Origin of the sequence: Brooklawnia sp. (genome assembly GCF_049651565.1) — a bacterium.
Taxonomy (GTDB): domain Bacteria; phylum Actinomycetota; class Actinomycetes; order Propionibacteriales; family Propionibacteriaceae; genus Brooklawnia.
In genome coordinates this window covers 1-14487 of the sequence record NZ_JBASCI010000274.1, presented here as the reverse complement: position 1 = coordinate 14487, position 14487 = coordinate 1, and the positions used below count along the sequence as shown (strand labels likewise).

Annotated in this window: 8 protein-coding genes and 1 pseudogene; 3 read left to right on the top strand and 6 right to left on the bottom strand. The window is 68.5% G+C overall.

The features are described from left to right. Positions 1–30: 30 nt before the first annotated feature. Entirely contained in the window at positions 31–492 is a 462-nt protein-coding gene (ybaK, locus tag WBL05_RS13370; RefSeq protein WP_424226602.1) for a Cys-tRNA(Pro) deacylase, read from the top strand. Here the strand turns inward: ybaK and WBL05_RS13365 are convergent. The 3 genes from WBL05_RS13365 to WBL05_RS13355 all read right to left on the bottom strand — a co-directional run bounded on the left by WBL05_RS13365 (position 421) and on the right by WBL05_RS13355 (position 5019). Beyond that, entirely contained in the window at positions 421–1050 is a 630-nt protein-coding gene (locus WBL05_RS13365) for a hypothetical protein (protein ID WP_424226601.1), read from the bottom strand. The two genes, ybaK and WBL05_RS13365, sit on opposite strands and share 72 nt — an antisense overlap. Before the next feature lie 33 nt (positions 1051–1083). After that, positions 1084–4602, bottom strand: coding sequence for a DNA polymerase III subunit alpha (gene dnaE, locus WBL05_RS13360; protein ID WP_424226599.1), 3519 nt, complete (start codon positions 4600–4602; stop codon positions 1084–1086). Between the two features lie 93 nt (positions 4603–4695). After that, complete coding sequence (locus WBL05_RS13355; RefSeq protein ID WP_424226597.1) at positions 4696–5019, bottom strand: putative quinol monooxygenase; 324 nt, start codon at positions 5017–5019, stop codon at positions 4696–4698. 151 nt (positions 5020–5170) lie between these two features. On the opposite strand from WBL05_RS13355, the gene WBL05_RS13350 reads away from it, so the two are divergent. Continuing rightward, positions 5171–6139, top strand: coding sequence for a zinc-binding dehydrogenase (locus WBL05_RS13350; RefSeq protein ID WP_424226596.1), 969 nt, complete (start codon positions 5171–5173; stop codon positions 6137–6139). 191 nt (positions 6140–6330) lie between these two features. Here the strand turns inward: WBL05_RS13350 and WBL05_RS13345 are convergent. After that, a pseudogene (locus WBL05_RS13345) lies at positions 6331–6540 on the bottom strand (IS1380 family transposase); the annotation flags it as partial. Between the two features lie 208 nt (positions 6541–6748). Between WBL05_RS13345 and WBL05_RS13340 the strand changes: the two are divergent. After that, a complete protein-coding gene (locus tag WBL05_RS13340; protein WP_424226594.1) occupies positions 6749–8065 on the top strand; it encodes an enolase C-terminal domain-like protein in 1317 nt (438 codons plus the stop codon). Between the two features lie 40 nt (positions 8066–8105). Here the strand turns inward: WBL05_RS13340 and WBL05_RS13335 are convergent, their stop codons facing one another. Together WBL05_RS13335 and gltB are read right to left on the bottom strand one after the other, a co-directional pair. Continuing rightward, positions 8106–9569 carry a glutamate synthase subunit beta gene (locus tag WBL05_RS13335; protein WP_424226592.1) on the bottom strand — a complete coding sequence of 488 codons (1464 nt, stop codon included), beginning with the start codon at positions 9567–9569 and terminating at the stop codon, positions 8106–8108. Beyond that, on the bottom strand, positions 9562–14076 hold the full coding sequence (gene gltB, locus WBL05_RS13330; RefSeq protein ID WP_424226641.1) for a glutamate synthase large subunit: 4515 nt from the start codon (positions 14074–14076) through the stop codon (positions 9562–9564). The genes WBL05_RS13335 and gltB overlap by 8 nt, the downstream gene beginning before the upstream one ends. Positions 14077–14487: the final 411 nt, after the last annotated feature.

Here is a 14487-nt window from a genome sequence, read left to right as displayed (position 1 = left end):
CGCAGGAAGGCTGTCGGGACACCGGCGACCGTGGCGTTGACCGCGGCCGGTGTCCGCTTCGTCGTGCACGAGTACGAACACGATCCTGCCAACACCCACTATGGGGACGAGTCGGTGGCGGCGCTCGGCGTGGCCGCCGACCGGGTGTTCAAGACGCTGATCGCGCACCTGGACGGCGGTGGCGAGCCGACGGTCTGCGCCGTCGTGCCGGTGGCCGGCCAACTCGATCTGAAGGCGCTGGCGCAGGCCGCCGGGGCGAAGAAGGCGCGGCTGGCTGACGCCCCCACCGCCGAACGGCTGACCGGTTACGTGGTGGGCGGCATCTCGCCGGTCGGGCAACGGCGTCAACTACCCGTCTACCTGGACGCCTCGGCGCGCACGTTCGAGACCATCCTGGTCTCGGGCGGACGGCGCGGGTTGTCAATTGAGGTCGCCGCTGGGGATCTCGTCGGGCTGCTGGGTGCCCACGTCGCGCGGCTGGCCAGATCGTGACCGAGGCGCAGGTTCAGGCTCTTCGCGGCTGAGGTTCGCATACAGCATCACCGGGATGATCGCGCCCAGCCCCCAGACCAGCAGCGCCGAGGTGGTGTGCAGTTCGAAGTCGATCGGCACCATCTCGCCGGGCACCGCGGTTGCGACCCGCTCGGCGAAGTTCCTGGGGCCCTGCAGGACGCCGACCGCCCAGCAGGTCGCGCCGGCCGTCAGCCCGCCGGCGACGCTGATCGGCGCAACCGGCCATCCCAGCCGGTTGAAGAACCGCCAGCCGACGATGCCGAGCGCCACCGACACGATCAGCCCGATGATGACAAACACTGCATCGGTGGCGAAGACTTCACTCTGCGCACGTTCAGTGATCTGCACCGAGCCGTCGTCGCTGGTCAGGTACGTGGGCAGCGCGACGATGGCGTTCCACAACCAGCCAGCCACCGCGCCGGCGCCCGCCGCGATGACGACGTAGCCGATCAGTCGCCGACGCATCGGAGCCAGCGTTCGCCCCACCCGCACCAGCAGGAACTCCCTCGGCGGCGGCACGGGAGTTGAACCACTCATCCGCGCTGGCCTCCCCTCTTGGACCTCACCACTCTAGACGGCCAGACAGGACGGCCCCAACAAGGCCTTCAGGTCTGCGATCAGCGGCTGCGAAGGTTGCACCCGCAGGTCGTCGGCCAGTTGGTAGGTGGTGGCGCGTTCGGCCGACAGTAGCTTGAGGCGCACCTCGGTGGCGCCCGGGTGCGCGCTGAGCACCGAACGCAGCCGGTCGACCACACCCGGGGTGCAGCGGGTAGCCTTCAGCTGGATCACCACCGGACGGGCGTCGTCGGAACTGACGTCCAGCGTGGTCACCTGGTCGGCGTGCAGTTCGACCACCTCGTCCCTCACGCTCACCCGCCCCCGCACCCGAACTATCGAGTCGGGCACCAGTTCGTGGGCAACCTGCTCGTAGACCTTGGGGAAGACCGACACATTGATCGCCGCGTCCAGGTCCTCCACCACCATGGACGCCCAGATGTTGCCCTGCTTCGTCTGGCGGCGCTGCACCTGGGTGATCAGCCCGCAGATCACCTGGCTGCTGCCGGCTGCGCCCTCACCGCGTTCGGTCAGCCCGACGATGGTCGTCGACCGCTCGGTGGCCAGCACCGGCTCCAGGCCGTTGAGCGGGTGGTCGGAGACGTACAGGCCCAACATCTCGCGCTCGAAGGCCAGCCGGGTGCGCTTGTCCCAGTCGTCGACGGCGGGGATCGGTTCGTGACCGTTCTGCCCGTCCGCGTCCAGGCCGAAACCACCAAGCAGGCTGTCCTGACCGTGCTCCTCGTTGCGCTTGATCTCGACGACCTGGTCGACCGCGTTCTCGTACACCTCCATCAGGGCGCGGCGCAGGTGACCGAGCGAGTCGAAGGCGCCCGCCTTGATCAGCGACTCGATGACCCGCTTGTTGCACACCACCAACGGCACGATGTCGAGGAACTCGTGGAAGTCGGCCACCGGACCGTGGGAGTCGCGGGCGGCCACGATCGCCTGCACCACGTTGGCGCCGACGTTGCGGATCGCCCCCAGGCCGAACCGGATGTCGGTGCCGACGGCGGTGTACATGCCGTCGGACTCGTTGACGTCCGGAGGCAGCACCTTGATGCCCATCCGCCGGCACTCGGCCAGGTAGACCGCGGACTTGTCCTTCTCGTCCTTCACCGACTGCAGCAGCGCGGCCATGTACTCGGTCGGGTAGTTCGCCTTCAGCCAGGCGGTCTGGTAGCTGACCAGGCCGTAGGCCGCCGAGTGGGACTTGTTGAACGCGTAGTCGCTGAACGGGACGAGGATGTCCCAGATGGTCTGGAATGCCGCCTCGGAGTAGCCTCGCTCCAGCATCCCCGCCTTGAACACGTCGTACTGGGCGTCCAGCTCCTTCTTCTTCTTCTTGCCCATCACCCGGCGCAGCACATCCGCGGCGCCCAGGGTGTAGCCGGCCAGCTTGGTGGCGATCGCCATCACCTGTTCCTGGTAGACGATCAGGCCGTAGGTCTCATCCAGGATCTCGGCCAGCGGCTCGGCCAGTTCAGGGTGGATCGGGGTGATCGGCTCCCGCGCGGTCTTGCGGCGGGCGTACTTGTTGTGCGAGTCGGCGCCCATCGGCCCGGGCCGGTAGAGCGCCGAGACCGCGGAGATGTCCTCGAACTTGTCGGGACGCATGGACCGCAGCAGCGCCCGCATCGGGCCGCCGTCCAACTGGAAGACGCCGAGGGTGTCGCCGCGCTGGAGGAGTTCGTAGGTGGCGGGGTCGTCCAGCGGCAAGTCCTCCAGGACGACCTCGACGCCCCGGTTGCGCTTGATGTTGCGCAGCGCGTCGTCGATCACCGTCAGGTTGCGTAGACCCAGGAAGTCCATCTTGACCAGCCCGAGCGCCTCGGCGCTGGGGTAGTCGAACTGGGTGATGATCGCGCCGTCCTGCTCGCGCTTCATGACCGGGATCACGTCGGTGAGCGGGACCGAACCCATGATCACGCCGCAGGCGTGGACGCCCCACTGCCGCTTCAGGCCCTCGATGCCCTGGGCGGTGTCGACGACCTCGCGGACCTCGGGGTCGGAGTTGTACAGGTCGCGGAACTCTCCGCCCTCGGCGTAGCGGTCGTGCTCGGGGTTGAACAGTTCCTTCAGCGGCACGTCCTTGCCCATCACCGCCGGCGGCATGGCCTTGGTGATGCGCTCCCCCACCGCGAATGACTTGTCGAGCACCCGCGCGGAGTCCTTGACCGCCTGCTTCGCCTTGATGGTGCCGTAGGTGACGATCTGGGCGACGTGGTCCTTGCCGTACTTTTCGGTGACGTAGTCCAACACCTCGCCGCGGCGGCGCTCGTCGAAGTCGATGTCGAAGTCGGGCAGCGAGGGCCGTTCGGGGTTCAGGAAGCGTTCGAACAGCAACCCGTACCGCAGCGGATCCAGATCGGTGATGCCCATCGCATAGGCGATGATCGAGCCGGCACCAGACCCGCGACCCGGACCGACCCGGATGCCGTTGCGCTTGGCCCAGCCGATGTAGTCGGCGACCACCAGGTAGTAGCCCGGGTAGCCCTTGGTCAGGATCACACTCATCTCGTAGTCGGCGCGCTCCCGCACCTCGGTGGGCAGCGGGTCGCCGTAGCGCCTGCGCAGCCCAGCCTCTGCCTCGTGGCGGAACCACGACTCCTCGGTCTGTCCGGCCGGGACGTCGAAGACCGGCATGTAGGTGCCGTTGCCCTCGTCGAACCCGGTCTTGCAGCGCTCGGCAATCTCGAGGGTGGCGTCGCAGGCCTCGGCCAGGTTGCTGAACAGCGTCCGCATCTCGTCGGCCGGCCGCAGGTAGTATCCGGTGCCGTCGAACTTGAACCGGTCGGGGCTGTTGATCCGGGAACCGGAGGAGACACACAGCAGGATGTCCTGGGCCTTGGCGTCCTCGGCGTGCACGTAGTGCAGGTCATTGGTGGCGACCAGTGGTGCGCCGATCCTCCTGGCCAGCCGCAGCAGGTCGCTGCGTACCCGGGTCTCGATCGACAGCCCGTGGTCCATCAGCTCGACGTAGAAGTTCTCCTTGCCGAAGATCGACTGGAACTCGGCTGCTGAGGCGACCGCCTTGTCGAACATCCCGAGCCGCAGGTAGGTCTGAACCTCGCCCGAGGGACAGCCGGTGGTCGCGATCAAACCCTCGTGGTACTCGCTCAGCAGTTCACGGTCAGCCCGCGGCTTGTAGAAATGGCCCTCCAGGCTCGATCGGGACGACAACCGGAACAGATTGTACATGCCCTGACGGGTTTGGCTCCAGATCGTCATGTGGGTGTAGGCACCCTTGGCAGCGACGTCGTCGCCGGTACCGTCGCCGAACTGGACCCGCTTGCGCTCCCACCGGGGGGTGCCGGGGGTCAGGTACGCCTCCAGACCGATGATCGGCTTCACGCCTTCACGTTGGGCGGCCTTGTAGAACTCGTAGGCGCCGAACATGTTGCCGTGGTCGGTGATGCCCAGGGCCGGCATTCCCTGAGCCTTGGCCGCCTTGACCAGGTCGTCCACCCGGGCCGCACCATCCAGCATTGAGAAGTCGGTGTGGTTGTGCAGATGGACGAACCCCCGCGACATGGAGACCTACCTACCCTTCCCGTGCCGCACCGACACGAGTCCGGCGTACCGCCCCGGCACGCCTGCCACAGGATACCCGCGGGCGCGGCCTGATCAGCCGAGGACACCCTTGGCCGGGTCGCCCATCGGGATCGGGTCGAGCTTGATCACCTGCGAGGGTGCTGCCCGCAACCCCTGGTTCAGCTCGGTCAGCCGGGCGATGGCCGGTCCATCGAGGTGCGCCTCCAGGTCGGCCAGCGTCGTCCAGCGCTCGATGACCACAACGGTCTGCTCGTCCTGCGACAGGTGAACGGCGTAGAGCTCGCAACCGGGTTCGGCGTGGATCTCGTCTGCCACCTCGCGATAGGTTTCGGCGACCTCGGACCCCTTGCCGGGTGCGGGGTGCACGATCGCGACGACAGTCAACGGTTCGGCCATCTGTGGCTCCTTCCTCGATTCGGACTGCCAGCCTAGAGCCCGCGTCCGACAGTTTCGGGCAGGAACCGCGCACCTGGCGGGAGTGACCCTCCGATCGCCCGGCCCGGGCTGCCGGCGGTCGGCATTCTGGGTGGGCCATTAACATGGGCACGTGCTTGCCGTCAGTGCCACCGCCTTTTCGACCACCGACCCTCTCTCCGGACTCCACGTGGGTGACAAGCCCGAACCCGAGCCTCGGTCAGGATGGGTGCCGGTGACAGTGCGGGCCACCACGCTCAACCACCACGACCTGTGGTCGCTGCGGGGCGTAGGTATCGGGCCCGAGGAACTGCCACGGGTGCTGGGCTGCGACGGCGCCGGCGTTGATCCGGACGGCAACGAGGTGGTGCTGTACCCGCTGGTGACCGACCCCGATTGGCGCGGCCCCGAGATCTGGGATCCGAGCCGGACGATGCTGTCCGAGCGCGTCGACGGTACCTTCGCCGAGGTCGCGCTGGTGCCGACCGGCAACCTGGTGGCGAAACCCCGGGGGATGAGTTGGGCCTCCGCAGCGACCGCGTCGATGACCTGGTTGACCGGCTATCGCATGCTGTTCACCCAGGCGCAGCTGCAGCCGGGCCAGCTGGTGCTGGTCCAGGGATCCGGCGGCGGGGTCAATTCTGGGGTGATCCAGCTCGCCACCGCTGCCGGCATCCGGGTCTGGGTCACCGGCCGCGACGCCAGCCGCCGGGAAAGGGCCCTGGAGCTCGGCGCCGAACAGGCGTTCCAGCCGGGCGCCTGGCTGCCCGAGAAGGTGGATGCCGTCATCGACAACGTTGGTGCCGCCACCTGGAGCCACTCGATCAACGTGCTGAAGCCGGGAGGCTGCCTGGTCACGTGCGGCGCGACCAGTGGCGAGTCGCCGCGCAAGACCGAGCTGCGGAAGATTTTCTTCCGTGAGCTGCGAGTACTTGGCTCTTCGGCCGGAACGAGGGATGAACTGGCCGCGCTGCTGCAGTTCGTGCACACCAAGTCAATCGAGCCGATCGTGGCGAACCACTACCGGCTCGCCGAGGCCCGGCGGGGCTTCGAGCAGCTCGCTGCCGGTAAGGTTTTCGGCAACATCATTTTCACTCCCTGAGCCCCGGCGTCGGCCCACGACGCTATTGGCCTCGGTCTTTCACGCGGCTGGCTGATTGGCCGGGTCTTGGGCTCGGTGGGGTTACCGGGTCGTTTGCTGTGTGAGGGGGCGACAGGGTGCTGGCTGGCGCTGCCGGTGGGCGGTTCTCCGGGCTCCTCGGGGTTGGGGCGGGCGGGTGCCGCGGTGGGTGGTCAGGCGAACGCGGTGCGTATTCGTTCGAAGACTTGGGCGATGTGGCTGGCCCAGCGCCAATTCCTGTCGATACGGAGCCTGATATGTCGAGCGCCTCGGGCGATCCTCGCTGCGACGTGTAGCACTCGATAGCGGAACGTGGCGATCTCGCAGCGGGCCAGTTCTATTCTGGAATGTCGGCGAATGCGACGAGTTTGGTCCAGCAGGTCAGGTCGAGTGCTTCAGTTGGCCAAGCACGATGGCTCGCCGAATCTTCCTGTTACGCCTCGGTGGCCCAGACTTGGGCGGGGATCTGACAGGGCCGCCTCGCCGTCGTTCCACCGCTGCGTCGCGCGCCCCAGCAAGCGTGGGTATCCTGACCAGACAGCTCGACCCGTGCGCTTGCCTGCCTGAGAAGATACCCAGCAAGGAGTCGCAATGCCCACCATCACCTCGCTCGAGGTAATAGACCTCCGGTTCCCCACCTCCCTCCACGCCGACGGTTCGGACGCGATGAACAAGGACGCCGACTACTCGGCTGCCTACGCCGTGGTGCACACCGACGCCCCGGATGCCGCAGGTGCACCGCTGGTCGGGCACGGCCTGACCTTCACCATCGGGCGCGGCAACGACATCGTGTGCATGGCCGCCCGCGAGCTCGGGCAGCGGATCGTGGGTCACGACGTCGACGCACTGCTGGACGACATGGGACGCACCTACCGCAGCTTCGGCGACGACTCGCAGATGCGCTGGCTAGGCCCGGAGAAGGGCGTGGTGCACCTGGCGCTGTCGGCGGTGATGAACGCGCTTTGGGACATGGCCGGACGAAGGGTCGGTAAACCGGTGTGGCGGCTGCTCGCCGAAATGACTCCCGAGCAACTGGTCGACATCGCCGACCTGCGCTACCTCGCGGACGTCTTGCCCCGCGAGCGGGCGCTGGAGATCCTGCAGGGGGCCGAGCTCGGCAAGCCGGAGCGAATCGCCAAGCTGGAGGCGAGCGGCTACCCTGCGTACACCACGGCCGCCGGCTGGCTGGGCTACTCCGACGAGAAGATGCTGCGGCTCATCGCCGAGCAGGAGCGACTGGGTTTCACCGCCGTGAAGCTGAAGGTCGGCGCCAGCCTCGACGACGACATCCGCCGCTGCCGGCTCGCCCGCGAAGCGATCGGGCCGGATCGTCCGCTGATGATCGACGCCAACCAGATGTGGGACGTGCCAACGGCGATCGAATGGGTCAACGCTCTGCAGGAGTTCGACCTGCGCTGGATCGAGGAGCCGACCAGCCCCGACGACATCCTGGGCCACCGCGAGATCCGCGATGCGGTGGCACCGATCGGGGTGGCCACTGGTGAGCACTGCCACAACCGGGTGATGTTCAAGCAGTTCATGGCCGCCGGCGCGATGGACTTCTGCCAGCTCGACGCCGGCCGGCTCGCCTCGCTCAACGAGATCCTCGCCGTACTGTTGCTGGCCGCCCAATTCGAGGTGCCGGTCTGCCCGCACGCCGGCGGGGTCGGCCTGTGCGAGATGGTTCAGCATGCGTCCATGCTCGACTACGTGGCGGTATCAGGCTCCTACGCCGGTCGCATCACCGAGTACGTCGACAACCTGCACGAGCACTTCGTGCATCCGGTGCGGGTGGCCGGCGGCCGCTACCAGGTCACCGGCGAACGCGGCTACAACACCGAGATGCACGCCGAGTCGATCGCCGAGTTCAGGTTCCCCGACGGCCGGTACTGGAGCGGCGTCCGCTGAGCGGTCACCGACTTCCACCGACGTCGACGCCTCTGGCACCTCAGGCCAGTAGCTGCCGGTCGGTGGGGCCGACCGGGCGCGGCAGCACGCTCGGCTCTCCGGTCAGGAACGCGTCCACCCCGGCGGCACAGCTGCGTCCCTCGGCGATCGCCCAGACGATCAGCGACTGGCCACGGCCGGCGTCCCCACAGGCGAACACGCCCGGCACGCTGGTGCCGAAGCTGTCGTCCCGGACGATGTTGCCGCGCGCGTCCAGCGCCAGCCCGAGTTGCTCCACCACCCCAGTGGTCTCAGGTCCGAGGAAGCCCATTGCCAGCAGCACCAGCTGCGCCGGGATCACGCGTTCGGTGCCGGTGATCGGCGCGAACCGCGTCTCGGCTCCGCCGACCTCGACCAGCCGCAGGCCGGCGACCTGCCCGTCGACGGCCACGAACTCGGTGGTGCTGACGGCGTAGACGCGCTCGCCACCCTCCTCGTTGGCCGACGAGACCCGGTAGGTCATCGGATAGGTGGGCCACGGCTGGCTGTCGGGCCGCTCGACCGGCGGCAGCGGCAGGATCTCCAACTGGGTCACCGAGCGGGCGCCCTGGCGCAGCGCGGTGCCCAGGCAGTCGTTGGAGGTGTCGCCACCGCCGATGACCACCACATCCTTGCCCTCGGCGCTGATCTGGCCGTCGAGCGGGCCGGCCAACGCCCTGGTCGCCTGGGTGAGGTAGTCCATCGCCTGGTGGATGCCGCCGAGTTCCCGGCCGGGCACCGGCAGGTCTCGGGGCCGGGTGGCGCCGATCGCCAGCACCACGGCATCGAACCGCTCCAGCAACTGCTCGGCGGTGATGTCGACGCCGATCGTGGTGTTGGGCCGGAAGGTGGTGCCCTCCAGCACCATCTGCTTCAGCCGCCGGTCGAGGACCTTCTTCTCCATCTTGAAGTTCGGGATGCCGTAGCGCAGCAGACCACCGATCGCGTCGGCCCGCTCGTAGACGACCACGGTGTGGCCGGCGCGGGTCAGTTGCTGGGCAACGGCCAGCCCGGCCGGTCCGGAACCGACCACCGCAACGGTCTTGAGGGTGTGCCAGTTCGCCTGCTGGGGGGTGATCCGGCGGTCGGCCCACCCCTTATCGACCAGCGCCACCTCGATGTTCTTGATGGTCACCGGGTCGCGGTTGATACCCAGCACGCAGGCGGTCTCGCACGGGGCTGGGCAGAGCCGGCCGGTGAACTCGGGGAAGTTGTTGGTGGCGTGCAGGCGCTCCAGGGCATCCTGCCACTCGTCGCGCCACAGCAGGTCGTTCCACTCGGGGATCAGGTTGCCCAGCGGGCAGCCCTGGTGACAGAACGGCACCCCGCAGTCCATGCAGCGTCCGGCCTGCTTGCTGATTATCGGCAGCAGCACAGCGCCGGGGGTGTCCGGGTACACCTCGTTCCAGTCCTGCAGCCGCTCGGCCACCGGGCGGCGGGTCGCCACCTCGCGTGGCGTGGTGAGGAAGCCGGTCGGATCAGCCATGGGCAGCCTCCATCATGAGCCTGGTCAGTTCGGTCTGCGACAGGCCGCGGCCGAGCGCGTCGTCCCGGACGCGCACGATGCGGGCGTAGTCGCGCGGCTCCAGCTTGGTGAACCGCTCGCGGACCAGGGGCGCACCGCCCAGCAGCAGGTCGGCCGCCCGCTTCGACCCGGTGACGTCGTGGTGGCGCCGCAACAGTTCCAGCACCCGCCGCACGTCGACATCGGTCATCGGGACCGCATCGGCGTACTCGTCATTCAGGTCGGAACGCCGCAGGTCGAGCACCCAGGCGGTGCCGCCGGACATCCCGGCGGCCAGATTACGTCCGGTGCTGCCGCAGATCAGTACCTCTCCGCCGGTCATGTACTCGCAGGCGTGGTCACCCACCCCCTCGACCACCGCCGTGGCGCCGGAGTTGCGGACGCAGAACCGCTCCCCCGCCCGGCCGTTGAGCAGGATCTCACCGGCCGTGGCACCGTAGCCCACCACGTTGCCGGCGATTATCTGGTCGGCGGCTTCGAAGCGGGCCGCCGGGTCGACCCGGACCGCGATCCGGCCGCCCGACAACCCCTTGGCGAGGTAGTCATTGGCGTCCCCGGTCAGCAGCAGGCTGACACCGGCCGGCAGGAACGCGCCGAAGCTCTGCCCCGCGGTTCCCACCAGTTCGAAGCTGATGGTGTCGGCGGGCAGCCCCTGTCCGTTGGTGGCCATCGTGACCCGGTGACCGAGGATGGTGCCGACGGTTCGGTGGGTGTTGCGTATCGGCAGCCGGGCGTGGACGCGTTCGCCGCGCTCCAGCGCCGCCCTGGCGAGCCGGATGAGTTCGACGTCCAGCGACTTGTCAAGTTCGTGGTCCTGCCCGGTCACCTGCCGCCTGGGCGCCTGGTCGGGCACCGCTACCTGGTGCAGGATCGGGGTCAGGTCGAGACCGGACGCCTTGTAGTGCTCGACGGCTCGGCGGGTCTGCAACCGGTCGACGCGTCCGACCGCCTCAGCCAGGGTTCGGAAGCCGAGCTGGGCGAGGTACTCGCGCACCTCCTGGGCGATGAACTGCATGAAGTTGATGACGTATTCCGGCTTGCCGGCGTACTTCTTGCGCAGCTCGGGGTTCTGTGTGGCCACCCCGACCGGGCAGGTGTCCTTGTGGCAGACCCGCATCATGATGCAGCCGGTGGTGACCAGCGCGGCGGTGGCGAAACCGAACTCCTCGGCCCCCAGCAGCGCGGCGATCACCACGTCGCGTCCGGTCTTGAGCTGGCCGTCGCACTGCACCACGATCCGGTCGCGCAGCCCGTTGAGCAGCAGGGTCTGCTGGGTCTCGGCCAGGCCGAGCTCCCACGGTCCGCCGGCGTGCTTGATCGAGGTGAGCGGCGCCGCACCGGTGCCGCCGTCGTGCCCCGAGATCAGCACCACGTCCGCCTTCGCCTTGCTGACCCCGGCGGCGATGGTGCCGACGCCGATCTCGCTGACCAGCTTGACGTGCACCCGGGCAGCCGGATTTGCGCACTTCAGGTCGTGGATCAGTTGCTTCAGGTCCTCGATGGAGTAGATGTCGTGGTGCGGCGGCGGACTGATAAGGCCCACGCCGGGGGTGGAATGCCGGGTGCGGGCGATCCACGGGTACACCTTGGGGCCGGGCAACTGCCCGCCCTCCCCCGGCTTTGCGCCCTGGGCCATCTTGATCTGCAGGTCGGTGGCGTAGCTCAGGTACTCCGAGGTGACGCCGAAGCGGCCGGACGCGACCTGCTTGATCGCGGAGTTGCGCTCCGGGTCGTGCAGCCGCTCCCGGTCCTCCCCGCCCTCGCCGGTGTTCGACCGGGCACCAATCCGGTTCATCGCGATCGCCAGGGTCTCGTGCGCCTCCTGGCTGATCGAGCCGTAGCTCATCGCGCCGGTGCTGAACCGCTTGACGATCTCGCTCACCGGCTCCACCTCGTCGATCGGGACCGGTTCCCCCTGCGGCACCAGCTCCAGCAGCGAACGCAGGGTCATCAGCCGCGACGAGTTGTCGTCCACCCGGGCGCTGTACCGCTTGAACACGTCGTAGCGTCCGGTCGTGGTGGCGTGCTGCAGCCGGAAGATCGCCTCCGGGTCGAACAGGTGCTGCTCGCCCTCGCGTCGCCAGTTGTACTGGCCGCCGGTGATCAGGGTGCGGTGCGGCAACGGGTTCCGCTTCGGGTAGGCGCGGGCGTGGTGGGCGGCGATGTCGCGGGCGATCTGGTCCAGCCCGATCCCCTCGATCCGCGATGTGGTGCCGCTGAAGAACTCGTCCATGAACTCGCTGCTCAGCCCGACCGCCTCGAAGATCTCGGCGCCCTGGTAGGACGCCATCGTCGACACGCCCATCTTGCTCATCACCTTCAGCAGGCCGTGCTCGAGGGCGTGGCTGACGTTGCGGATCGCGGTGTCCGGCGACACGTTGACCAGCAGCTCGCGGCGGGCCAGGTCCTCGGCGCTCTCGAACAGCAGGTACGGGTTGACCGCCGCCGAGCCGTAGCCCATCAGCAGCGCCACGTGGTGCACCTCGCGGACGTCACCGGCCTCGACGATCATGCCGATCTGGACGCGCTTCTTCAGCCGCACCAGGTGGTGGTGCATGTTGGCGGTGGCCAGCAGAGACGGGATCGGTGCCCGGTCCTCGTTGGAGTGCCGGTCGCTGAGCACCACGTACAGCGCACCGTCCTCGATCGCGGCGGTCGCCTCGGCCCGCATCGCGGCCAGCCGGGCGCGCAGCGCGGCCGGGCCGCCGTCGACGTCATACAGGCAGCTGATCACCCTGGTCAGGCCGCGGGGACGATCGGCCCGCTCGCCGAGGTGGACAATCTTGGCCAACTGCTCGGAGTCGATCACCGGTGAGCGCAGCACCAGCTGCCGGGCCGACTCCGGCCCGGGCGCGAGCAGGTTGGCCTCCGGGCCTGACCTGGTCTCCAGCGAGGTGACCAACTCCTCCCGGATCGCATCCAGCGGCGGGTTGGTGACCTGAGCGAACAGCTGGCTGAAGTAGTCGAACAGCGACCGCGGCTCCGACGAGAGCACCGGCATCGGGGTGTCGCTGCCCATCGAACCGATCGCCTCGGCGCCGGTGTTCGCCATCGGCGCGATGATCGTGGCGAGGTCCTCGTGGGAGTAGCCGAAGACCTGCTGGCGCCGGGCCACCGAGCCGGGGCTGTGCACGATGTGGGTGCGCTCGGGCAGGTCGTCGAGGAAGACCCGGCCCCTGGCCAGCCACTCACCGTAGGGGCGCTCCGCGGCCAGTTGGTCCTTGATCTCGCGGTCGTCGATCAGCCGGTGCTGCGCCAGGTCGACCAGCAGCATCCGGCCGGGCTGCAGGCGGCCCTTCTGCCGGATCTGGTCGGCCGGCACGTCCAGCACGCCGGCCTCGGAGGCGAAGATCACCCGGTCGTCGGTCACCCAGTAGCGGGCGGGACGCAGACCGTTGCGGTCGAGGGTTGCGCCGATCAGCGAGCCGTCGGTGAACGCGATGCAGGCCGGTCCGTCCCACGGCTCCATCAGGCAGGCGTGGTAGTCGAAGAACTCGCGGTGGGCCTGCGGCATGGCGTCGTTATGCTGCCAAGCCTCGGGCACCATCATCAGCACCGCGTGCGGCAGGCTGCGGCCCCCCAGGTGCAGCAGCTCCAGCACCTGGTCGAACGACGCCGAGTCGGAGTCGGCCGGGGCGCAGATCGGGAAGAGTCGTTCCAGGTCGCCGGGGATCAGGTCGGATTCGAGCAGCGCCTCGCGGGCTCGCATCCAGTTCCGGTTGCCGCGGACGGTGTTGATCTCGCCGTTGTGCGCGATCATCCGGTAGGGGTGGGCCAGCGGCCAGGACGGGAAGGTGTTGGTCGAGAACCGCGAGTGCACCAGCGCGATCGCCGAGGCGAAGCTGGGGTGGGTCAGGTCGGGGTAGACCTCGGTGAGCTGTCCGGTGGTGAGCATGCCCTTGTAGACCAAGGTGCGCGACGACAGCGACGCGAAGTAGACCCCGGCCTGGTAGCGGGAACGGCGCCGTAACGCGTACACCTGCCGGTCCAGGTCGATGCCGCTGGCGTGCCGGCGGTCGCTGACGAACAGTTGGGCCAGGTATGGCATGGCCCGCAGCGAGATCGGGCTCAGCGTGTCGGTGCGGACCGGCACCTCCCGCCAGCCGTGCACCTTGAGCCGCTCCTCCAGGGCGATCTTCTCGATCGAGATCATCGCCAGCTCCCGGAACTCCTCATCGGTGGGCAGGAAGGCGATCCCGGCGGCGTACTCACCGGCCGGTGGCAGCGGGAAGTCCACCTGCCCGCGGAGGAATTCGTCCGGCACCTGCACCAGGATCCCGGCGCCATCGCCGGCTGCCGCATCGGCGCCGGTCGCGCCGCGGTGGTCGAGGTTGGCCAGCGCGGTCAGCCCGTCCCGCACCAGGTCGTGGCTGGCCAGCCCGTCGAGCCGGGCGACGAAGGCGACCCCGCAGGCGTCGTGCTCGAAGGCAGGATCGTACAGACCCTGTCGTGCCGGCACTGTACCCATCGCGGTCATATCGCCTCCCAAGCCTGGAGCACCCTGGCCGGACGCTCCCGGCGGGAGCGTCCGAAAAAGGGCGCTGAGAACACCGGAAGACTAACGACGCTTTGTTACGAACAGTTTTCAGGCGTGTGATGGTTGGGCGCAGTTGGGACGCGAGCACGCCGCCGCGGATCCGCCATTGTCGGCTCAGCTCAGCCGCGATCCGGGACTTGCTCGAGCCCGTCGGCGTGCCCCATCAGCCGGCGGGTGCCGCGCGGACTCAGACCCAGACGATCCCGCCCGCCACTGTCTAGGAGACTGCTGAAGAAGGCGTGTTTCAGTTTGGGATGAGCGGGACGGGCGGGTCGCCATCACTTTGGCCGTCGGAGCGGCTCTGGTAAGTCACAGCGCGTGGCTGGACACGAGGTCGACCCG